Genomic DNA, 22,104 nt, shown 5'->3' with positions numbered 1-22,104 from the left:
TCAACCGTAAAAACACCCGATTTTTGTAGGTTTGCGTCATGAGCCTCACCATCGACATACTTACCGTGCTGCCCGAGCTGCTGGAATCTCCCTTCAACCATTCGATCATCAAGCGTGCAAAAGATAAAGGCCTGCTGGAGATCCGGGTCCACCACCTGCGGCAGTGGGCGGTCAACGAATACGGACAAGTAGATGATTATCAGTACGGTGGTGGCGCCGGGATGGTGATGATGCCCGAGCCGCTGGCGGCAGCGATCGAGTCGTTGTCGAAGGACGCGCCTTTTGACGAGATCATTTATGTGACACCGGACGGCGAGCGGCTGAACCAGCGGATCTCCAATGGGCTTTCGCTGAAGGGCAGGTTGCTGATCATCTGCGGGCACTACAAGGGGATCGACCAGCGGATCCGCGACATGTATGTGACGAAGGAAATCTCCATCGGGGACTATGTATTGTCGGGTGGCGAGCTAGCGGCGGCGGTGCTGGTGGATTCGATCGGGCGGCTGATCCCGGGGTGCTGAACGACGAGACCTCGGCGCTGTTCGACAGTTTCGAGGACGGTCTGCTGGCGCCACCGGTTTATACCCGGCCGGCGTCCTGGCGTGGTAAGGACGTGCCGGAGATCCTGCTCAGCGGCGATCCGCGGAAGATCGAGGACTGGCGGCACGAGGAGTCGGTGAGGAGGACTGAAGAGAGGAGGCCGGATTTATTGGAAGGCGAATAGCCTATCGAAAAATCATGGCTATCCAGATCAGCAGTTGGAGGATAAGGTAGTACCCGAGTATCAGGAGTACGTTGATGACGATCGTCTTTCTCATATAGGAACGGATTTTATACTGCGACCAAATTGAACCCTCACGCGGCGCGAACACGCCCCAAAGAAGGCGAAAACTATACCAAACAAAGCTTATCCACATAGGAATTATACCGGGAAGACCATGAAAAATCCCCCGGGGAATCTGCAAACGACCATTTCTTCCTTTTTCACCGGTCTTTTTTAATCATCCGCTGTTAATTACCGGTTATCCTAATGTTAAGCCGCATATATAGGCGTGTCGCCCCGATGATCCGCTTTAATTCCGTCTTAATCAATTTCTGACAACCAAGCACAATCTTTTGTTCGTCTTTTAACTTCAATTAAACGAATTGACCCTTACGGTTTCTAAACCAAAAAACGGCCTAATGACTATCAGCGGATTTACCATGGTGCGCAACGGTGCCAAACTATACTATCCCATCAAGCAGGCGATCGCCTCCATTCTCCCCATCTGTGACGAGTTCGTCGTCGCGCTGGGCGACTGTGACCCCGACGATACCACGCTACAGGAGATCCAAAGCATCGGTTCCGACAAAATAAAAATCATCCATACCGTCTGGGACCTCGAGAAATTTCCGAGGGGATGGAACACGCGCACCAGACCGATATCGCCAAGCAGGCCTGCACCGGAGACTGGCTGTTCTATGTCCAGAGCGACGAGGTAGTGCATGAGGAAGATTTGCCCCGTATCCGGCAGCGCTGCGAAGAACTGCTCCACGATAAGTCAGTAGAAGGCATCCTTTTCAAATACCGCCATTTCTGGGGCGACTACGACCACCATATCACCTCCCACGCCTGGTACGCCAACGAGATCCGGATCGTCCGTAACGACAAGGACATCCATTCACTGGGAGTCGGCGCAGTCTTTCCGGCGGATACCCAACTTCGACGGGGTCAACTACCGCCAGAAGGAAGGCACGCACAAATTAAAGGTGGCGCGTGTCAATGCCTATATCTATCACTATGGATGGGTCCGTCCTCCCCATTTTATGCAGAAGAAGCGGAGGGTTTTCGAGGGTATTCATCAGGGGCAGGCCAGGGCCGAGGAGATGCTGAGCAAGGAGTCCACGGACTTCGATTTCGGCAATATGTCGCATCTGTCCGTCTACAGGCATACGCACCCCGCCGTGATGGACGAGCGGATCCGGCTGTTCAACTGGGGCCACCGAGCTGCGCCGGTCGGGCACGGCGTCGAATTTTGCACTCCATAAGCACGAGCGATTGAAATACCGCATCCTCACTTTTATCGAGCAGACTTTCTTAGGCGGTCGCCAGATCATGTCCTTCAAGAATTATGTTCTCGCGCGCCGCTGAAGGCGGAAAAGGCCGTGAAGGCCGTCCAGCCGCTGACCGGCAAAACCACATAGTTAGAAAAAGGACGGATTTTTGAGGGTTTCCCTGTATAATATTTTATATAAAATATCTAACATACCAATATCGGGTATGGAATTACGGCGGGGAATCTTAACTTCATTATGGTTAAAACCATTCACCAAAAAACCTTATTGCTATGCAAAAAGAGATCTTCCAAAGATTGCATCGGATCGACCATTTGATCCGAATCAAGGGGACCGGCACTCCTGGCGAACTTGCCGAAAAAGATTGGCATGTCCGAACGCAGCATGTACGAGTACATCCGATTGATGAAGGAATTTGGAGCGCCTGTCGTGTACTCCCGCAGCCGTAAAAGCTATTACTATGTTGAGGACGGAAGCTTTACGATCCGTTTTATTTCAGAATAACGAGCGTCTGAATTACCATACTAATAGCCTGTCTTCTTGTTCTTCCCAAACGTAAACCCGCCACCAGGCGGGTTTTTTTATTGAAAGATGGTCTTGATCTTTTCGATGGGCACTCCGAGTGTCTGCCGGCTGATCTTGTCGAGCGAGGCCTCGGTTCCCGTAAAATGAAAGACGCTGTGGCGGTGGATCTGCAAGGCACCGGGTGCGAGGGCCGCGGCGGGCGCGACGCTCTCGAGTTCGTAGAACGGTCCCATCTGTCCGCCGTCGGCCAACGGTCCGTCGTTGTAGGCGTTGACCGCGTCGCCGCTGAAGGGCGGTTTGTTGGTGGCCCATTCCTGGTTGAGGTAGCGGCCGCCGGGGTCGACGTCGAACTGGGTGATGGTCAGCAGGTGGTGGTCGGGGTCATAGCTGCCCATCAGATGTTTGGCCCGGGGCGGGTGGATGCCGAGTTTGCCCCTGCTCTTTCCGTCGGCTTTGAAGAAGAGGACGTTTCCTTCGTATTTGATTCGGTCGGAGGGGATCTCCCCGAAGTAACCGGTAGTCGCCGGTTTGCTGGTATCTCCGTTATACGGGATGACGATCACCGCCGAGGGTGAGGGGTTGAACATATCGAGCAGCCAGATACAGGGCATGCCGGTTGTCTCCGTCCGGGGTTTGTCGCCGGTGTTGATGATGGTGTTTGCTGTGGTATAGCCTACGATATTGACGGAGGCGTCGAAGGGCAGGCCGAGGAGGCTGTCGATGGCGCTGCCGTCCGTGAGAGCGTGACGCTGCGGGTGACGGCGAGTTTCAGCTGGGTCCCGGCATAGTTGGTGAGCTGCATATTTTTCCTAAGGCTTACCGTGCGGGTGCTGTGGTCGGTGATGTCCCATGCCTCGGTGTCGAATGCGGCAGGGGTCTTCCAGTTGGCAAATTCCATTTTTGCGCCGGGCGGGAAGAAGAGAGAATAGGGTCCGCCTTCGGGGCCGAGCCAGAGTCTGTTCTCTCCGCCGTAGGCGTTCATATGCGGGTCGGCGGGTCCGTCGAAGGCCTTGTAGTGGATCCATCCGAAGCTGGGACCTTTGTCTCCGGCGTTGGTGGAGGTAAAGACCTTGCCCTGGTATTTGGGGGATACGATGGCTCTGGAGGTCCCGGACTCGAGGACGACGACGCTGTCGTATTTCCGAAGGAACTGCAGGTCGTCCGCGAAACTGCGGCGAACGCTGTCTCTTGGGGCCGGGGTCGTGGCCTCGTGATCTGACGGGTTGTTACAGGATAACGTTGACATAATGGTTAGGATGATTAGTATATGGCGAGTCATGGATGTCATTTTACCGTTAGTTCTACTGTTTGCAGACTGTTGGAATTTGGGCCGGTCATGATCTGAAAGATACTCTTCTCTACGGTATAGTGCAAATTCCGGTCCCAGAACGCGAGGCTGTTCCGGTCGATGAGGAAGCTGACGGTCTTTGTTTCCCCGGGTTCGAGGTGGATGCGGCTAAAATTCTTTAATTCTTTGACGGGTCTGGTGACGGAGCTGGTTTGCTGGTGGACATAGAGCTGGATGATCTCGTCTCCCTTCATTTTGCCGGTATTGGTGATATCGACGCTGACCGTGGTGGAGCCGCCGGGGGTAATGCTGGTGTTGGATAGACGTGGGGCGGAGTACGCATAATTCGTATAGCTAAGCCCGTAGCCGAAGGGATATAATGGGGTATTCAACTCCGTGGTATAGGGCAGGAATTGGGCGCTGGGTTTGTGATTGTAGTAGACGGGTATCTGGCCGACGCTTCGGGGGATGCTGATCGTGAGTTTGCCCGAGGGGTTGGCGTCGCCGAAGAGGATGTGTGCAGCGGCGTTGCCGGACTCTTCGCCGGTATACCAGCCGTCGAGGATGGCGTTGGCGTGTTCGGCGATATAGTTGATGGACTGGGGGCGGCCGTGCGCGAGGTAGACGACGACGGGTTTGCCGGTCGCGACGAGGGCTTTGACCAGTTCGTCCTGTTGGGAGGGCAGGTCGAGGGTGCTGGCGTCGCCGTAGTGGTGTGATTCTTCGGCCTCGCGGACGAACTGCTCGTTGGTGCCGACGGCGCAGATGATGATGTCGGCGGTTCTGGCGACGGCGACGGCGGAATCGATCTTTCTTCTGTTGGTCTCGGGGTCGGGCAGCATGATAGAGTCGATATACTGAAAATTGTTCAGGCTGATGGTGTCGCCGTTGAGGGTGAGGTCCACCCCTTTGGCGTAGACGATATCTGTATTCGGGCCGAGTGTGTTCTTTATGCCTTGTAGCAACGAGACATTTTGAACGGGAACGCCCGAGTAGTCGCCGGTATAGTTGGTGGCGGCGCAGGGGCCGACGACGGCGATGCGGTGATACTGGGTTTTGCCGAGAGGAAGGATCTTGTTGTCATTTTTGAGGAGCACCATGGACTCCTCCGCCGCCTGTAACGCGAGGGCCCGGCCTTCGGGTAGGCCGATACGGGTCTGGGCTTTGGCCATGGAATATTCTTGTTTTTGGTCGAAGAGCCCGAGTTTGAATTTCAGGGTGAGGACGAGGGCCGTGGCCGAGTCGAGGGCTTTGGTGGGGATGGCCCCTTCTTTGACCAGGGGATGGAAGCAAAGTATAGTTAGCGCCCATGGGTAGGTCGACCGTGACGCCGGCGTCCAAGGCCATACGGGCCGCGGTCTTTCTGTCGGGGGCGATATGGTGCTTTTGGAACAGCTGGTCAATGGCCCACCAGTCGCTGACGAGTACGCCTTTGTAGCCCCATTCTTTTCGGAGTACGTCCTTGAGCAGCCAGCGATTGGCGTGGCAGGGTATGCCGTCGATCTCGAGATAGGCGGGCATGATGCCGGCCGGCCTGACGCGGCTGACGGCGAGGCGGAAAGGCTCCATATGGAAGGTACGGAGGACGCGTTCCGGGACGTCGGTCGGTCCCTGATTGACACCGCCTTCAGACTGGCCGTGGCCGGTGAAATGTTTTAAGGTAGCGGCTATATGGTTGGGTGCGATGCTGCCGTCGGTAGATCCCTGAAATCCTCTTACGGTCGCGCTGCCCATGAGTCCGCAGAGGAAGGGGTCTTCGCCAAAGGTCTCGCCGGTGCGGCCCCAGCGGGGTCGCGGGTCACGTCGATGACGGGGGCGAGGACCATGGATGTGCCGCGGGCCGATGCCTGGGCGGCGATATAGGTATAGACTTTTTCTACCAGTGCCGTATCCCATGAGCAGGCGAAGCCGATGGACATGGGAAAGACGTCGGATTGCCGAGGCCATGAGGCCGTGGTGGGACTCGTCGAGGAAGATGGGGGGGATGGCAAGTCGGGTTTTGGTGCGGATATAGTCGCTGATGGCGGTGCGGTATCGGAGGGTTTGTTCGGTGTTATTGCCGAAGTCTGGATTGATCATGCCGATGCCCTGGCCGAATAGGGAGTCCATGACGTGTGCGTCGGCGAGAGATTTCTCGCTGATGTGCGGGCGGGCGGACCAGGTGCTGCGCAGCTGGGCGGCCTTCTCTTCCGTGGTCATGCGGGAGAGCAGGTCTTTGACGCGGTCCGCGATGGGTAGGTTTGGGTTTTTATACGGCTGGGCTGGTGTTGTATGGGCGATGATTAGAAGTAAGAAAATAGGGGTTATTCTTTTTATCATTGGGCGTTAGTTGATCTCGAGCTGGTCCTTTTTCGGCAGCGCCGGGAAGGGCGAATGCGGTTCGGACTGGTACCAGAATACGGTGGAGGCGATATCGTCCTGCAGAGGGAGGTAGCGTCCGCCGTCGCGCCAGCCGAGGGCCTGGATGGTGACCTTGAGGCTTTTTCGAAGCGGATGGGGTCGGTGATATGCCAGCGGTAGAGGCCGAATCGTTGCTGGCTGTCGTAGTGGCCGTCGCCGCGGATCACTTGTGGGAGGCCTGTGTAGGGGCCGGAGAATTCGGTATAGGTGCGACTCGGGGACGCCTGCGGCGTTCTTTGTTCGGGTGTCGAAGTCATAGCTGCCGCAGAAATAGTCTTCCGTTCCGGTGCCGCAGATGGTCGGGAATTCGGTGTCGCCGTCCATAAAGAATTTGATCTCGCCTTCTCCCCACCCATGCCGTTGTTGTGGACGCCCCAGGCCATATAGGTGCCGACGTACTGGCCCTTGCCTTTTACGTTGTCGAGTAAGACGTAGTCCGTCTTGTATGGGAGGGGTTGGTGCGGTGGAACTGGGCGTGGAAATAGGCGGCGTCGCTGGGTATATCTGTCAGCAGGTAGTCGACCTGGTAGTAGAGAACCATTTTTTGGACGTCGATATTCTCTAGTGTGATCTTACATTTTTTGCGGAAGGGCATGGGCCAGTAGCAGTTGAAAGCGCTGCCGGGGTTGACGCAGACGGCGAGGCTTTGTAAGGCCGCGTAGCGTCCCCATCCCTGGCCGAAGAAGTCCCCGACGGGTGCTTCGACGGAGGGAGTAGTCTCGTCGTCCCAGTATAGGCGGAGGATGGAGTAGCGCCAGTTGCCGGTGGGTGTCATCCAGATGTGTTGTATGCTGCCGGGGCCGTCGATCTCGGCGATGGTATAGGTCTGTCCGGGGGCTATGTCTACCGAGGGGCTTACTTTCCAGCCCTGGCCGAGTTCGCGGGAGGCGTTGGCGCCAGTGCCGGTCGTGGCTTTGCCGCCGCCGCCTTTGGCGCCGTTGAAGTTCTCGGGGCTGATGCTGCGGGATTTGGCGTTCGAAAGTCGGAAGAGGTTACCGAGGTTGGATTCGACCCCGTTGAAGGGTTGTTGTGCGAAGAGGCCGGCGGATAAGAGCAAAATGGACAGGCAAATCAGGAGCTTCATTTGGGCAAGTTTTTTGGTCGGTAAAGTAGAAAGGTAAGAAAAATCACCTTTTGGCGGTGGATTCCGGGCTTAAAAGGCCAGTGCAATGGACATACAGTAGGAATTATCTTACAAAATCGTGTACGTGTAAGTCTCTAGCTATTGCTAAAAATAGTCCCTAACGGGGATAGTCCGCTTGTCCCGCCGGGGTTATTCGATAAAAAATTTCGGTATTTTAACCGGCCTTCTCCGCCATTAACCTATCCATGTATGAAAAGAAAAGACTTCCGGCTCGATCCTGCAGATCAGGGACTATATCGACGAACACCTATACGATTCTCACACCATCGATGGCCTCTGCCGTCAATTCAACCTCAACCGCGAAAAATTACAGTCGGGCTTCAAGGCGCAGCTCGGAACCACCGTGCATGCCTATATGGTCAAGATGCGCATGCAGCGGGCCGCGAAGCGGCTCGTGGACACCGATGACTCGATCAAAGCGATTGCGTTGGATAGTGGGTATAAGAAACAGCGGTCCTTCAATAAGACATTTAAGACGATTTTTCAGTTGACGCCCGCGGCGTATAGGAAGATCCATGGGGAGTGAAGAAAGGCGGTACGGCAAGTTTTCAGCAGTTTCGATCTCGCAAATATTCTGCGGGAGATGTGTTTAGATTTGCTCATGAAATTTCGACTTATTCCGGCTATTGTTGTTGCTCTCCTATTATCTGTCGTCACGAGCGAGATTGTCTATTTTGGATTTACTCCTAATTATGGCTTTGCCGTTCGCGTTTCCAGAAATGCCTTTCACGCCCAATTTGACCATGACGTGTTCAAGTATAGGATATTAAGTAAATTTTTATTGTTAAAAATTGATGGCTCATTACAAAATGTTATTCCCGAAGAACCTCGCCGCACATTATCTTTATTTTGCCTCAAGGATGGCTCGGAAAGATTTTATTACGCCTACTTTCTTCTGAATACTCTCTTTATCTGCGCCATCAGCATTATAATAATCTTGCTGCTAAAGTCTAAAGGCCATTTCTCATTATCTGATTCAGAAAAATGGTATTTCCTTTTTATTTCTATAATAGTTATCAACCTATCCCAATTCGCCCTTTACTATTATGACATCTCAAGCTATTTTTTTCAGTTATTGATTTTCTACCTTTTCCTCAAATATCAAAGGAACGATTATATTCTTGCCATGACAGCGATATGTGCTCTCATCGTTCTTTCTACACTCAATAGAGAATCTTCGGCTTTATCTGTGTCACTCATAGCCACGCTTCTTATTAAGCGGTCTAGTCTACCATTAAAAACTATGCTCGAAATTTCATTACCAGGTACCGCGTTTATAGGAACCTATTTGTTTTTACGGTACACAATAAAAGACCCTTCAAACATATTTTTGTCGTATCATGACGCGGGGCACCTATTATACGAAATAAATTTAATTGGGATTTCCTTTTGGGCTTTGTTTTTATTTCTTACAATTACTACTTCCAACAGCAAGGAAAACAAACGTACAATTCTATTATATCATGTTCTAAGCATGCCTTATATCCTTTATTGCTTTCGTTATGGAGTTTTATGGGAAGTAAGACTTTATTTGCCCTTATTCTTAGGTTCATTTTTTATAAGTAAGATGAACTTATTCAACCTAAAAAGTAGTCCCGATCGCCAACAAGCTTTACGGCAATAATTGCGCGGTAGTTGCCTAAAGTAACCTAAAAATCGCTTTTAGGCGTATTCCAAAATTTGCATATAAGGGGGATTTGGCATTAACTTGCGATAGCTGGATAACACAAGCAACAATCCCAAATCAACTCAACATACCCCTACCCCCTTCTAGTCTTTGCCGGCTCTGATCGATTAATTTTTTGTAACCAGGGTCTTTAACTTCACTCAAATTACAATCATGAAATTTGCATTAAATCTCAACGATGCACTACCCTTCAGCACTGAGATTCCAACCGAGCTGCGAAGCCACTTTATCCCCGGAAGTATGGTACAGGCTGCCAGCAATGGTTATGGAAAACTACTCCTTCAGGAATTACCCAGCGCTGCTGGCCCCATTTATTATCATGCATATCACATCAATAGGAAAACAGTATTCCGTATGCAGGATGAAGGCCCCTTCTTCAGCGCCTGTATCGCACTGCAGCATGAGAGCCGGCTGGAAGTGGAGAGGCACGGAGCCGTTCTTCTGCGCGAGGGACAGTATAACATCATTTATTCGCCTGTATTTGACTTTACCAGTTCACACGAAGGAGGCAGGGAATACATTAGCATACGCCTGCAATACAGCTTACCCATTCTTGAAGAATGGGCTCCTTACTTCCCCATCCTTCAATGTTTTTTGGAGAAGGTGCGTGCTGGTAGGTTCGCGATGTTATCGGAAGATAATTCTTTCCTTACCAGAGAAATACAGGATATGATCTACCGACTTATCCATCATTCACGAGAAAGGGCCTTTAATCCACTGTATTTCGATCTGCTTGCTCGGACGCTACTGTTCCATCTCTTGCGTCAGTCTGCTCAGCAGCAGCCTCGTAGCCCCTATTCTAATCAGGAGATCAACGGCATCCATGAAGCCCGGGAGATGATCTGCAAGAATATCCGCTATCATTATAAGATTGGTGAGATTGCACAGAAAGTTGGAATGAATGAGTTCAAGCTTAAGAACGGCTTTCGGCAGACTTATGGAGACGGGTTGTATGAATATCTTGTTTCTGAGCGAATGTTGGCGGCGCGCAATCTTCTTGCTGATCCTAACCGGAACATAAAAGAAATAGCCGCTCTCACTGGGTATAAAACCGTCAATAGCTTTATTAAAGTTTTCAAAAGACGCTTTAATAAGACGCCGGGTGAGTTCCGACAGGCAGCGACAGAACAGTAAGTGAGTACGAGATATTGCTGTCGAGAGTTCTCAGAATAAGCGCATTGAGCTTACTTATCAGACTTATCCCTTGTTCGAAAATTCCAAATCAGAGAGAGCAACCAGTAGCGGTGGATAGCCGTGAAGCTGGTTTCTGTGTATTGATTGGCTGTTACTGCCCTGTTGATACCAGTATTCTGGTTGAGAATGTCATTGACACCAATACGAACTGTCAAAGCGTTTCGGAGGAAACGTTTATCCAAATCGGCATTCCAAAGGGTGAACGCACTATTTGCATCCATCGGGCCGATCTTCTGTCGCCAGGAATAAGTGGCGTTGGAGTTAATTTCCATTTGCCAAGGCAGGTTAACACCAAATTGACCAATCCATTGGCCCGTCCAATATTGAGTGGTTGCGCGCTGGTTAACAGAGTTACGCGACCATGCATAGTTATAATTAAAATTTAGACTGAAATTAAACTTATCAGGCACATTTTGGCCTATATTCACGCCGACCCAAGGTGTATAATTGTCACTTCGATTCAATTGTCCATTCACAAAATTTACCGATCGGGTATAGATTAAATTACCTCTCACTCCTAAGTCTATATTCAACGGCCGAAGCCTCCATGCCGATAAGAATGAGATAACCGCATTCTTATTCCCATTTACATTTACGGTTTGCGTAAGGGTACGACCCAAGCTGTCAACAATATTACGACTGCTGAACGCATGAACAGTAAAGCCGTAGACTAGGTCAAAATAGAAATACCTACCCATCAATGGCTTATGATCATTCCATCCCAATCGAAAGCTGTGAAGGTAGGAAGGCTGCAAGCCCGCATTGCCAATTATCAGATTAAGGGGATCGCTGTTGCTTTTGATAGGCTGGATTTGAGAGATTGAAGGAGGAGTGGCGCTGCCTGAATAATGGAAGTTGAAAGCGCGGATGGGGCTGATATTCCATCGAACATGCAAACTCGGAAAAAAACTAAGGAAGTGGTAATGTGTTGTGGTATCCACCATTATATCTTGCCGAAAGCAATTAGCATAACTTATATCAGTCCCAAACGTGTAGAGCCAACTCTTCTTTTTGATCTGGGTGTTCAAATGGACACGCTGGGTCACTATATCAAAATCATACTTGCTGCTTAAGCTGTCAATGTAGGTATCGTATTTACCATCCCCCCTCCCGAATGAATTTCGACGAGACTCGATATGAGTAAAGGCTAGGCTATAGCCTGTTACCAGTTCTATAAACTTTGAGAACATCAAAGTAGAATAAACGGAACTAACCTCGAGATTCCTGGTGCTACCTTTGTTGTCCTTTCGTAAGTCTGTAGAATCCCTGAAAGATAGACTACTATCTGACAGATAAAAATTGTTTTCGGCAAACAAGTAGCCGTATACACGTTCATAATCATTACTAAAACCCAGGTACGCAGATAGCGTCTTTCCAGGTTCGACGAATCTACGCCGCCAGGTGATGTTGGCGAGAGAACCTCGGTTGTCTACATATGCATTAGTGTTGCGACGGCTATCGTTCACCTCACGACGATTGAGCAAGGTGGAATCCATGAAAACATCCTGATTATGCTCACTTCCACTAAGTCCGGCAAAGGATAGCCGGAGACAAGAACTGGAGTCTAGTGCGAGTTCATAAACGCCAGACAAGCTTTGCCGGTCGTCAGCCCGATGAGAATTTGCTTGCTGAATCTGTTCGTAGATACTATCCGGCAAGGATTGTCGAAAATATGTATGAGAAGATGGTTCAATACTACTATTAATAAATCGATAATTGGCAAGCATATGTGTCCCACTTCGAATGCCGTCCCCGTTCCAGCTATTCGAGTAATGAACCCCACCGGTGCCGATCCGGGGCACACCGCCACTTACATCGCTGACCCCAAAATTATCTACTGATCCAGCATCAGCAGGGAGTGATATAGGCTCCCCTCCGTCGAAACCTTGAAGACCACCACCTGTAATCTGCAATTGACCAGTATTGGAAGCCATTCCAAAAATAGCCAGCTTTCGCTTGGCCTTGAAAGTTGCGAGTAAAGCGCTCTGATTGTAGTCTTGGTTCAAATCCGAGCCCAGCTTCCAGTTTACCGAACAGTCCCTGTTTTGTATCTTCTCGTAGGGAGATGTTAAGTGTCCTTGTGGAACTACCACTTTGGATACCTGTAAGTTCAGATTGGACCGACCCCTTATTCAGAATTTGTATTTTATCAACCATACTAGCGCTGAGATTGCGGGTTGTAATAGTGGGGTCATCGCTGAAGAATTCCTCGCCGTCGATAAGAACTTTCTGTATCTTTTCCCCCTGGGCCGTAATCTCACCCTTCTGGTTCACTTCTACACCAGGAAGTCGTTTCAAAAGATCTTCGACACTTCCATTGGTTTTCACTTTTACGCTACCGGCATCGTATTCCAAGGTATCTCCCCGAATTCGGAGAATTGCTCTACTTTGGGTGACGATTGCCGCGGCCAGCGTTGTACCCTTAGGTTGTAGGTATACTGTTCCGAGATTAACCGGCGTCTTCACCAAGAAATGATACACATCAAACTCCGGATGAGTAATCAAAAGTAGATATTTTCCATCTGGCAGGTCACGCATTGTTACGCTTCCATCGGCGGTACTACGAGTAAATCGCATCAAAGTGGAATCTTCCAATTTCAATAATAGGACGCAGGCATTTTGAATACTTTTTCCATTTGCAGTGTCAACAAGCAAGCCCTTTAGAGAAGAAGATTGGCCATACAAAATACCGACCCCTAGGAAAAGGGACAGCATCGATAGAATTAATGATTTGTAAAAATATCGTCCGGAATACACATCCGCAATCTAGGAAACCTCCCCGCGATGTAAATACAGAAAGGTGCTACAGAAGATGAACGTGGAATTTTGCTCAAAAGATAAAATTAGGACTCTTTCTTTCGCTGGGTTATTGCTCCCGAAAGAACGATGATTCATCCCGAACAAGCTACGATCTTGATCGATATTTGTCCTGTCAAACACATGTTTGAAATCAAAGGTTAGCTTTTTAAGGCGAAGAAGCAATCCAACAAGTCATAACAATTTATCCGGATACTTCCCGGCGGTTTATGGCCTGTCGCCTCCCGGTTAGAAGTTAGAAACAAGCACAGGCCGAATTATTCAAACAAAAGTTTAGCTTTTTACATCAAAAAGCAACCTTCATTATGAAAAAAGCAAAAATGCTGTTAACTGGCATCGCTGTTGTAGCAGTCGTAGGTGCTGGCTTAGCCGTTAAGGCAAGTTCCAAGTTCTCAGTGAACTACTGTCTCGGCAATGTAACTGCAGGGGACATTTGCTCGACTTTCCAAGGCGGTGCAAAGAAACAAACTACTGGTACCCTACTCATTGGTCCTTCTTATTACACTGTCACAACCGGCACTACTTGCGCATCCGACCAGGTATGCAATGGTAATGCTTCTATTAAATTCCAGGTCAACCCCTAAAGTTGCCTAGTTTCTAAGTAAATTAAGAGAGGAGCTGGCCTCAACGGCCAGCTCCTTCAAATGAATTAGGCCTAAATCGTCGACAAAGCGAACAAATATCGATTGTATGGTGACGAGTAGAGAAGCAATCCTCAAAAAATATGGACGAAAAAAACATTATAGCAGTCAATACTTCATCATTTAAGAGTTTTATCTTTCACAACCGCCGCAATCATATCATTTTATGGATTGCAGTCTCGGCAATTGTGATACAGTTTGCAGTATTCAAATTCTTTTATCCTTATGCGAGTTATATACACGGGGATTCATTTGCATATTTGGAAACTGCTGAAAAAAATCTGAGCATTAATACTTACATGATTGGATATTCGATGTTCTTGAGAGCTTTTAGTGCGTTCACAAATTCTGATACTTTACTTGTAGCATTTCAATACCTATCTCTACAAGCCAGTGCTCTATTTCTACTATTTACGTTATTCTATCTCTATAACCCGGGGAAAATAATACAGATAATATTATTCTGCTTCATGGTCATTAATCCCCTATTCTTATACCTGGGCAACGTGATATCGAGCGATGCCCTGTTTGCGGCTTTAAGCGTTACTTGGTTTTCATTGTTATTATGGATTATCCATCGTCCTTCCTCCAGACTAATTGCGTGTCATACTGCAGTCATATTTATTTCTTTTACATTTCGGTATAATGCCTTGATTTATATTCTCATATCGATTATAGCATTCACTCTTTCTAGGCAAATCATCCTAAAAAAGTTAATAGGAATAACAGCCGCCGGCCTCTCGATCGGACTGTTTATATTACATACCGGTAACCTTTTTCAACAGCTTACAGGTAACTGGCAATACTCTCCGTTTGCCGGATGGCAATTAGCTAACAATGCGATGTACGCTTACCGTTACGTAGACAGCGCTGATCGCTCTCCTGTCCCCAAACGATTTCGGAACTTAGACAACATGATCCGCACTTATTTTGACAATACACGCGATACTGCAAAGTATCCAATTGAAAAGATTATGGCGAGCACATTTTACATGTGGTCCCCAAGATTACCCTTATATCAATACAGAGAAACTGTCGCATTCAAAGGCGATACCATTTCTTCAGAATTAAAGAAATGGGCCTCCATGGGACCAATTTATAAAGATTATGGTCTGTATATCATTTGGAAATATCCGAAGCATTATGCGAGATATTTCCTTTGGCCAAATTCACAAAAATATTATGCCCCACCGGTTGAATTTCTCGAAAGCTATAATTCAGATAGAGACAGTGTAGCCCCAATTGCCCAAGCCTGGTTCCATTATAAAACAGGAGCTGTTAACACCAGAACGAGAGGAAAAAAAATAACTATGTTGAACTTCTATCCTATTCTTTCAGGAGTTATTAACGTAGTTATGCTATTTGCATTGCTAAGTTTTGCCATGTTGGGAGGATTTAACAAGGATACGAAATTCCGTAAAGGTGTTTTCCTGGCAGGCATGTTGTGGCTGCTGAATGCGGGTTTCACCATCTTCGCATCGTCCGCTGCCCTTCGATTCCAGGTGTTTCCGATCCTCCTTAGCATGACTTTTATGAGTCTGTTGATTGATTGGCTGGCTCAAATGGCAACTGTGAAACAAGACATAAAGCCGTCCCCGACTACGGATCTGTCAACCACATTGCCCGCTTAACATGCGATCTATTTTCCTAACTAAAGGCCGGGAATCGGCATTCATCCAATTCTCATTCATATGTTATTTGAAAATACAATATCAGCTCAAACCTTTAGATCATGGCTTTGGCTCGACAAGGAAAATAGGTTATTACTGTATTTATCCGGTGCTATAATAATAATACAGTTTTCAATATTTAAGTTTTTGTATCCTTATCCAAACTTTATGCCGCCGGATTCTTTCTCTTATCTCCAGGCAGCTTATGATCATGAGTTCATCAACATGTGGGCAATCGGATATTCGTGGTTTTTAGATCTATTTCGTCCCATTACTAGGTTATCTATATCGTTGGTTTGGTTTCAGTATTTATTATTGGAATTTGGTCTGTTGTATTTCCTGTTCTCCATTCGCTATTTATTTTCTCCAGGCAAATGGCTATTCCGAATAATCATGGCTTGTTGTGTTCTAAATCCCCTCATACCACATATTTCCAATTTCGTTTCCAGCGATGCCCTGTTTACCACATTGAGTACTATTTGGTTTACGCAACTATTATGGTTACTATACAAAATCCGGAGGCTTTCATTACTACTTCACATACTAACTTTAGTCGCGGCATTTACCGTTCGCTACAATGCGCTTTATTACCCGATTATAAGCATAATAGTCATTCTTTTCAGTCGTCAATTGCCTACGAGAGTTAAGGTAATCGCCATCGGATCGATTATGATGCTATTATTCCTTTTTATAAACAGAACACGGCAAGAATACTATAACGAAACCCGAACCTTGCAATTTTCGGCCTTTGGAGGCTGGCAAATGGGGTCTAATGCCCTATATGGCTATGCTCACGCAGCACTCGACTCCTCTTTAACTGTGCCTACAAAGTTCAGGGACCTGCATAGGTTGGTAAATCAGCATATGATATTCCTTAATCAATTTCCCTCCTTTATGCGCCCAGATCATAATGTCGATATTTACTATTTATGGGATTTCAATTCTCCTTTGAGGGTTTATATGAATGACCGGTGGAAAAAAGACAGTACAACTTCTTTCTTCATTCGTTGGGCAGCCATGGCACCTTTATATTCAGATTATGGCCGTTATTTAATCGCCCGCCATCCCGGCCCTTTCGCCCAATATTATTTATGGCCAAATCTTATAAAATATTATGCTCCCCCAACGGGATTTCTTGGCTACTATAATCTTGAAAGAGATACAGTAGAGCAAATAGCAGTTAGGTGGTTTCATTGGGAGAACAACAAAGTATTTTTTGCCGCATTTTAATGACAAACAAATTAAAATTACGAGAGCCTTCCCTGTCGGTTTAGCAATCATTAATCTTGTCTTTGTTCTCGGCTTTCTTGCCTTTTCAAACCTAGCCGGTTTTAAATCCTGCATGCCCAATTGCAAAAACATACTTCTATGGATGACTGTTGTTTGGCTCAGCAATATGATGTTTAGTGTCGCGGCCGCGCCGATCGAATTACGCTATCAATTATTTCCTTTGACTATTACTTTTACCTTTGCGGGTCTTTTGCTGGCGTTTGTAATAGACAAAACCAGATCAGTTCAAACGAAGATTGACACTGCGCCAAAGCACTTTGAAACAATTACTGAAGAAACAGCTCCATTATCATAATGCGCAAAATATCTCTATTATGAAACAAACATTTGTTTTCCTATTTCTTATCAGTCTATCTGCATGTTCTGAAAAGCGTCCTACGATTACCACAGGATTCGAAGGAAAACTGATGCCATCTTTTGACCTGCTTTTGATGGACAGTACCACACACCTAAATACTAACAACATTCCGCCAGGCAAACCTGTCGTTCTTTTCTATTTCAGTCCGTTTTGTCCTTATTGTAAGGCACAGACGAAAAGTATTATCAGTGAAATTTCTAAAGTCAAAGATATTCGGTTCTATTTTTTCTCCAATTTCCCATTCGAAAACGTGAAAAACTACTACAAAGGTTACTCGTTTGAAAAATGTTCTAACATCACGGTAGCAGCGGATTACAACAACTATTTTGGACCGTACTTTAATACTCCTGGCGTTCCCTATATTGCTATTTATGATAAGAATAAAAAGTTAAAGCAAGCAATGATTGGGCAAGTTGATGTAAATATAATCAGGGGACTTGCTTTTGAATAAATATATCCGGATCACTTCTGGAGGTTTGTAGACTATCTCCTTCAAAATGACGATCACGACAAGTGTAGCCTATTGTTCAAACAAAGTTTAGCTTTTTGCGTCAAAAAAGCGAAATCCTTTATGAAAAAAGCAAAGTTTATGTTAACAGCCATCGCTGTTTTAGCAGTCATAGGTGCCGGTATAGCAGCCAAAACAAGTTCCAAGTTCGGATGGAATTACTGTCTCGGAAATGTGAGTACGAAGGACATTTGTTCGACTTTCCAGTGCTGTGCAAAGAAACAAACTACCGGCGCCCTGCTCATTGGTCCCTCTTATTACACTGTCACAACTGGCACTAATTGCGCACCTGACCAGATATGCAATGGCTTTCCTTCTATTAGGTTTGCCGCAAATAATTATCAGTAGTCTGGCCAATATATCAGGGCTGTAATCCACTATTGTCCAATTCCAATCCTGTCTGAATTCCCTTCAGCTTTGCCGGCACCCCTCTTGTCATCCATACTGGCGGCAATTCTCCTTTCAGATAATACCCAAAAAATTGAGTGATTCGAATAGTAAAATCAATTTGATTTCTTTTAATCCCTATGACGTGGCCTTCCTGATCATATTGCAACATCCATACTTTCTTCCCTAACCGGCGTAATGCAGCGAAGAGTCCGGTACCTTGTTGAAAAAGCTCGTCTTGTCTATTTCTGACAAGCAACAAAGGAGTTGTTACCCGGTCTGCTAAAAAAACAGCAGATTCGTCGATATACCTCTGCGGGTTCTGCCAGAGGGTGACACCCCCATCCGAGACTCAATGTCTCCCATAAAATAGCTACTAGACCCATTGAGAGACAAAGAAAGATATTGACTAACCGCATCACTGCAACCCGCTGAAGATAAAGCGGCCGCAAACAAGTCGGTATGCGTCAACAGGTAATTGGTTTCGTGCCCGGCATAACTATGTCCCGCTATAGCCATTCGCTTGGAGTCTACATATGGCAATCCGGCGAGATATTGCGCAGCGGAGACTACTGTATTTTCTGCACTTTTGCCTACAATACCATTAATGTAGTAAATATCCGGCGTCAATACTAAATATCCTCTGCTTACGAACCAGGCTATATTAGGTTCGCCGTCCGAAAATCCCGGAGATGGGTACTCATACAAACGATGAGACATTTGTTCATAATAATGGACTATCACCGGATACTTTTTGTGCGGATCAAAATTCTCCGGCTTGTATAAAATGCCCTGAGTTGTAGTTCCGTCTAGTTGATTCCATTTTACCAATTCCGAGGTCAACCAGTTGTAATCCTTTTCCGGATGTAAATGAGTCAATGGCTTGTAAGTCTTAAAATCATGTGTTAAGAAAAATTAGGCGATTCCATTGCACTTTGACGCTTAGCGACCCAAATGTTGGCAGCTCCAGCTTTTAAAGGTCGCATGCCCCCGTCCAACTCACTAGAGAACTCCGCGTGTAAAAAGGTCCAAGGGCCCATCACCAGCAATTCCGGTCCTTTTCTCGAGCCTGTCAAAAGGCGATAAAAACCGTTGTATTTGTTCTCCATATCATAGGCGACCAAAAGCAAAGAATCGCCCCGAGTATGTACAATATTATTGTCGTACCTTGTTCCATTGGCCAACCTGAACCCAATATGACCAGCCCTACCCAGCCCATGGGTAATATTTACCGCAGGTTTTTCCCCGGCAAGATCCAATTGCCAGATATCATAATTATCATATACCCATACAGCAGCATCATTGTCCAGCCAACAGCCGGTTACCCCCGTCGGCAGGAGGTCTGGGCATATTTTCTGGTTCTCCCCGATAATATTCATTTTGGTACGCTAACCAACCCGCAGGAATAGCCGTAGACAACACTGCCAGCTTTAGTCGTTTCCACGTTATAGCTAAAATACTGCTGTTTTTTCGAATCATAATACAACAAATATTGTCCCCTCGGTGAAAACCAAAACCCACTCTCCCCTCTCGTGTCTAGCCGTCTCCGGCACCATCCCGAAGTGATACCAGGTAGTGGCTTACTGGGCTTTCCAACCAATACATATCCCCAACGCCCTGCCTCATTCTCCTGTATGATACAATCACAAACTCTCCTCTAGCAGGCTTCACGGCGATGTCTTCGTAATCCCGAGTCAATTGAATCACATTCCCGCCGTCACTTGCAATCGCAGCGCTGTAAACCGTTCTATCGTTCTTGTGCTCCAACTGAACACTTTGAATTAAAGTGTCCTTATAACTCCACACATCCACACCTCCAGACTCTGGCTTCGCAGTCAGCAACTTTTCGGAAGTTCCAAAAGAAAATATATGAACCGGCCATCTTCACTGAATTGCGGGATAGCGGCTCTTACAAACAATCCATTTACAATTCCCGAGCCTGATCGGTGACCTTTAATACTCGCCTTGTTCATCCCTTAGTCGGAAATACCAAATTTCATTTTTTGTTTTTCTTACCGCTTGGCATTCCTCGCAAGGGACTTGGACCTATAAATATCGCCTGGGTGCCTTCTCTGTCTAAATTAAAACCTGTGATCTGTGAGTTAGAGAAGGATTCACTTGAAGAGGACCAGATGTTGTCAATCTTCTCGGATTCCAAATCTACCCAGTCCAAAGAAGATATCAGTCTTTCTCCCTTATGAACACTTCTTTTCACTAATAAGGTATTACCGCGTTCGTTGAATGAATAGCCTACAACATTACTGAATTGTCTTTTTTTTCCAGTAATAAGGTTTGCATAGGTCCAATTCCTTCTCAGGATTATTTAGCTGGTATGCCACCCATTTCCCTTTTGCCAATTCTGGAGATCGAGTGCCAAGAATACCGGATACTCTAGAAATAGAATCCGTTCCAAGTGTCAAGAAAGAAAGAGTATCAGCGCTTCTATAAATGAAAAGCCTATTGTTGTCTGAGAAAAAACCGTCGGAAGCGCCTGCAAATCGCTTTTCCCAATTCCCGTTAATGGCACGAACAAATAAGCTCCTATTTCCAATGAACGGTTCTTCAATAGTGTATGACACATACATACCATTGGAACTAATTGCAGGTTCTGTGATATCTGGCCAATTCTTCAAAGCCTCCACATCAAGCTGGGGCTTAACCGAGGAGGTAACCACGTTCTGAGAAAAGCCAATTAGACTTGAGACAAGCAGCACTTGGAGCGAAACAAAAATACTTCATATTTGATAAGAGCTTTAATGGTCACTGGATCTGCAAAGAAGGTGAATGTTTTTTTATCTCCCTTGCCTGCTCCCGAACGGAATATAGATTATCCCCTTTGGGCTGTTTTCCAATGTGACTTCGGTTCAATTGAAAAGCAATCACCCGGGAGGTACAGATATTTAATCGTCTCTTTCCCAGCTTTTAACGATTACCACATCACTCCAAGGACCAGTCGACACAATATCCCATTTGTATCTCGCCTTATACCTCCATATAAAATTTTCCAGATAAGACTGACAGATGTCCACATATTTACCTATTGTGTCTACGGCAAGAAACGAAAAATTACCATTCCCACGATCTACCCATATTTCTAATGCATAGAAATCAATGTACGCCCATTCAATTTGTAACTTTCCATCTATTATTAGGGCTTTAAATTCAGGTTTTGTAAGGTTAGCAATATCCATTGTCATCTTAAATTCGTAATTACCAGAGGCGGTGTAGGTCACAACAGCCTGCCTTAGTCGTGCGTTTACGACTTGCAATAAGATGTTTCTCGATGATATCTATCCCGGTTGGCATCGACCCATCTAATATCCAATTTTCTTCAAAATTAGGCTACTCCCATGTGGAATTCCTTCTCTCATTTTCGCAATAGTTTCCCTATTCGGAGAAACATAACTGGCTTTTCTGTTCGTAGATTTTGCCATTTCTCCTTTTTCATCTAGTTTTGCTGCGATTTCCTCGCATTTAATAGCCTTTTGAATATTTCCGGCTTTATATAGTAAATTGGCCTTTGTATCAAAAATATAAGCCATATCTAAATTTGCCTTCTTTGCCAATTTGATAGCTAACTCAGTCCATTCAATCCCTCTACGCATGACTTGCTTATCATTAGACGACAAGAATATATTCCATGCAGCGCCGTTCAAAGCCCATATGTCGTCACTTATATCACCCACTGCTTTCATAAAATCTTTTGCACCCCGCACAAGGAGGGACCAATCTAACTAGTTCATCAACCTTTTTAGCGTACGCCTTCCAATTATTCGTTCTCTTATAAAAATCCAATTGTGAGTATCCCACAAGATCTCTAACTTTTGACTAGAATATTTATTGGTAATCGCTGCTGTGATATCACGCCAATCCGGATTAGTGTTTATTAATTGGCCTTTATGCCATATTTTTGAATAAATCTCCCTCCTGTCTGATCACATTATTAACGTACGCATCAGCAAATCCCTGAAAGTTCATAATGCTATCCACCCCTGGCAGGATTTTTATAGAATAACTGAAAGAACCTGCCAGTTTGACCCTTCGTTGTAAAATAATTCACCGAATTGTATAGTCACAAAGTCAATCAGATCCTTTTTCCACAGTTCCGGGTCGCTCAACTTGTCTATGTAATTCACTTTG

The 22,104-nt window shown here is 46.6% G+C and carries 22 protein-coding genes and 2 pseudogenes; 9 read left to right on the top strand and 15 right to left on the bottom strand.

The window, feature by feature from the left end:
• Positions 1–38: 38 nt before the first annotated feature.
• The 3 genes and pseudogenes from trmD to ACQ86N_RS01450 all read left to right on the top strand — a co-directional run bounded on the left by trmD (position 39) and on the right by ACQ86N_RS01450 (position 2,028).
• Positions 39–724 (top strand): annotated as a pseudogene (trmD, locus tag ACQ86N_RS01460) (tRNA (guanosine(37)-N1)-methyltransferase TrmD).
• A gap of 458 nt (positions 725–1,182) precedes the next feature.
• A complete protein-coding gene (locus tag ACQ86N_RS01455; protein ID WP_431213609.1) occupies positions 1,183–1,482 on the top strand; it encodes a hypothetical protein in 300 nt (99 codons plus the stop codon).
• A 267-nt stretch (positions 1,483–1,749) separates the two neighbouring features.
• Entirely contained in the window at positions 1,750–2,028 is a 279-nt protein-coding gene (locus ACQ86N_RS01450) for a hypothetical protein (protein WP_431213608.1), read from the top strand.
• A gap of 608 nt (positions 2,029–2,636) precedes the next feature.
• Here ACQ86N_RS01450 and ACQ86N_RS01445 read toward each other — a convergent pair.
• From ACQ86N_RS01445 to ACQ86N_RS01415, 7 genes and pseudogenes are all read right to left on the bottom strand, one after another.
• Entirely contained in the window at positions 2,637–3,260 is a 624-nt protein-coding gene (locus ACQ86N_RS01445) for a DUF6786 family protein (RefSeq protein WP_431217942.1), read from the bottom strand.
• Entirely contained in the window at positions 3,254–3,826 is a 573-nt protein-coding gene (locus ACQ86N_RS01440) for a DUF6786 family protein (protein ID WP_431213607.1), read from the bottom strand. The genes ACQ86N_RS01445 and ACQ86N_RS01440 overlap by 7 nt, the downstream gene beginning before the upstream one ends.
• Positions 3,827–3,864: 38 nt before the next feature.
• On the bottom strand, positions 3,865–4,968 hold the full coding sequence (locus tag ACQ86N_RS01435) for a glycoside hydrolase family 3 C-terminal domain-containing protein (protein ID WP_431213606.1): 1,104 nt from the start codon (positions 4,966–4,968) through the stop codon (positions 3,865–3,867).
• Complete coding sequence (locus tag ACQ86N_RS01430) at positions 4,949–6,187, bottom strand: glycoside hydrolase family 3 protein (RefSeq protein ID WP_431213605.1); 1,239 nt, start codon at positions 6,185–6,187, stop codon at positions 4,949–4,951. Before ACQ86N_RS01430 ends, ACQ86N_RS01435 begins: the two co-directional genes overlap by 20 nt.
• The gene (locus ACQ86N_RS01425) at positions 6,184–6,432 is read right to left on the bottom strand and encodes a hypothetical protein (RefSeq protein WP_431217941.1); all 249 of its coding nucleotides are present in this window, start codon (positions 6,430–6,432) and stop codon (positions 6,184–6,186) included. The genes ACQ86N_RS01430 and ACQ86N_RS01425 overlap by 4 nt, the downstream gene beginning before the upstream one ends.
• Positions 6,314–6,592 (bottom strand): annotated as a pseudogene (locus ACQ86N_RS01420) (DUF2961 domain-containing protein); the annotation flags it as partial. The pseudogene ACQ86N_RS01420 and the gene ACQ86N_RS01425, both read right to left, overlap by 119 nt.
• A gap of 88 nt (positions 6,593–6,680) precedes the next feature.
• Positions 6,681–7,352 carry a DUF2961 domain-containing protein gene (locus tag ACQ86N_RS01415; protein WP_431213604.1) on the bottom strand — a complete coding sequence of 224 codons (672 nt, stop codon included), beginning with the start codon at positions 7,350–7,352 and terminating at the stop codon, positions 6,681–6,683.
• Positions 7,353–7,626: 274 nt separating this feature from the next.
• On the opposite strand from ACQ86N_RS01415, the gene ACQ86N_RS01410 reads away from it, so the two are divergent.
• On the top strand, positions 7,627–7,938 hold the full coding sequence (locus ACQ86N_RS01410; RefSeq protein ID WP_431217940.1) for a helix-turn-helix transcriptional regulator: 312 nt from the start codon (positions 7,627–7,629) through the stop codon (positions 7,936–7,938).
• Between the two features lie 1,314 nt (positions 7,939–9,252).
• The gene (locus tag ACQ86N_RS01405) at positions 9,253–10,233 is read left to right on the top strand and encodes a helix-turn-helix domain-containing protein (protein WP_431213603.1); all 981 of its coding nucleotides are present in this window, start codon (positions 9,253–9,255) and stop codon (positions 10,231–10,233) included.
• A 50-nt stretch (positions 10,234–10,283) separates the two neighbouring features.
• On the opposite strand, the gene ACQ86N_RS01400 is transcribed toward ACQ86N_RS01405, so the two are convergent.
• Together ACQ86N_RS01400 and ACQ86N_RS01395 are read right to left on the bottom strand one after the other, a co-directional pair.
• On the bottom strand, positions 10,284–12,227 hold the full coding sequence (locus ACQ86N_RS01400; RefSeq protein WP_431213602.1) for an outer membrane beta-barrel protein: 1,944 nt from the start codon (positions 12,225–12,227) through the stop codon (positions 10,284–10,286).
• Positions 12,142–13,008 carry a hypothetical protein gene (locus ACQ86N_RS01395; RefSeq protein ID WP_431213601.1) on the bottom strand — a complete coding sequence of 289 codons (867 nt, stop codon included), beginning with the start codon at positions 13,006–13,008 and terminating at the stop codon, positions 12,142–12,144. Before ACQ86N_RS01395 ends, ACQ86N_RS01400 begins: the two co-directional genes overlap by 86 nt.
• 826 nt (positions 13,009–13,834) lie before the next feature.
• Here ACQ86N_RS01395 and ACQ86N_RS01390 point away from each other — a divergent pair.
• The 4 genes from ACQ86N_RS01390 (at position 13,835) to ACQ86N_RS01375 (ending at position 17,520) form a co-directional block, all read left to right on the top strand.
• Positions 13,835–15,382, top strand: coding sequence for a hypothetical protein (locus tag ACQ86N_RS01390; protein ID WP_431213600.1), 1,548 nt, complete (start codon positions 13,835–13,837; stop codon positions 15,380–15,382).
• A 708-nt stretch (positions 15,383–16,090) separates the two neighbouring features.
• Positions 16,091–16,651 (top strand): hypothetical protein, encoded by a 561-nt coding sequence (locus tag ACQ86N_RS01385; protein WP_431213599.1) that lies wholly within the window; start codon positions 16,091–16,093, stop codon positions 16,649–16,651.
• Positions 16,638–17,006: a hypothetical protein gene (locus ACQ86N_RS01380; protein WP_431213598.1), complete on the top strand. Its 369-nt coding sequence runs from the start codon at positions 16,638–16,640 to the stop codon at positions 17,004–17,006. The genes ACQ86N_RS01385 and ACQ86N_RS01380 overlap by 14 nt, the downstream gene beginning before the upstream one ends.
• Positions 17,007–17,025: 19 nt before the next feature.
• A complete protein-coding gene (locus ACQ86N_RS01375) occupies positions 17,026–17,520 on the top strand; it encodes a TlpA family protein disulfide reductase (RefSeq protein ID WP_431213597.1) in 495 nt (164 codons plus the stop codon).
• Between the two features lie 418 nt (positions 17,521–17,938).
• On the opposite strand, the gene ACQ86N_RS01370 is transcribed toward ACQ86N_RS01375, so the two are convergent.
• The 6 genes from ACQ86N_RS01370 to ACQ86N_RS01345 form a co-directional block, all read right to left on the bottom strand.
• Positions 17,939–18,271 (bottom strand): alpha/beta hydrolase family protein, encoded by a 333-nt coding sequence (locus tag ACQ86N_RS01370; RefSeq protein ID WP_431217939.1) that lies wholly within the window; start codon positions 18,269–18,271, stop codon positions 17,939–17,941.
• A complete protein-coding gene (locus ACQ86N_RS01365; RefSeq protein ID WP_431213596.1) occupies positions 18,247–18,807 on the bottom strand; it encodes an alpha/beta hydrolase family protein in 561 nt (186 codons plus the stop codon). The genes ACQ86N_RS01370 and ACQ86N_RS01365 overlap by 25 nt, the downstream gene beginning before the upstream one ends.
• A gap of 62 nt (positions 18,808–18,869) precedes the next feature.
• A complete protein-coding gene (locus ACQ86N_RS01360) occupies positions 18,870–19,343 on the bottom strand; it encodes a hypothetical protein (protein ID WP_431213595.1) in 474 nt (157 codons plus the stop codon).
• Between the two features lie 879 nt (positions 19,344–20,222).
• Positions 20,223–20,639 (bottom strand): hypothetical protein, encoded by a 417-nt coding sequence (locus tag ACQ86N_RS01355; RefSeq protein WP_431213594.1) that lies wholly within the window; start codon positions 20,637–20,639, stop codon positions 20,223–20,225.
• A 225-nt stretch (positions 20,640–20,864) separates the two neighbouring features.
• On the bottom strand, positions 20,865–21,197 hold the full coding sequence (locus ACQ86N_RS01350; protein WP_431213593.1) for a hypothetical protein: 333 nt from the start codon (positions 21,195–21,197) through the stop codon (positions 20,865–20,867).
• Between the two features lie 81 nt (positions 21,198–21,278).
• Entirely contained in the window at positions 21,279–21,659 is a 381-nt protein-coding gene (locus ACQ86N_RS01345; protein ID WP_431213592.1) for a hypothetical protein, read from the bottom strand.
• Positions 21,660–22,104 lie beyond the last annotated feature (445 nt).

Source organism: Puia sp. P3 (assembly GCF_050632245.1).
Lineage (GTDB): Bacteria > Bacteroidota > Bacteroidia > Chitinophagales > Chitinophagaceae > Puia.
This window is presented reverse-complemented; position numbering and strand designations above follow the sequence as displayed.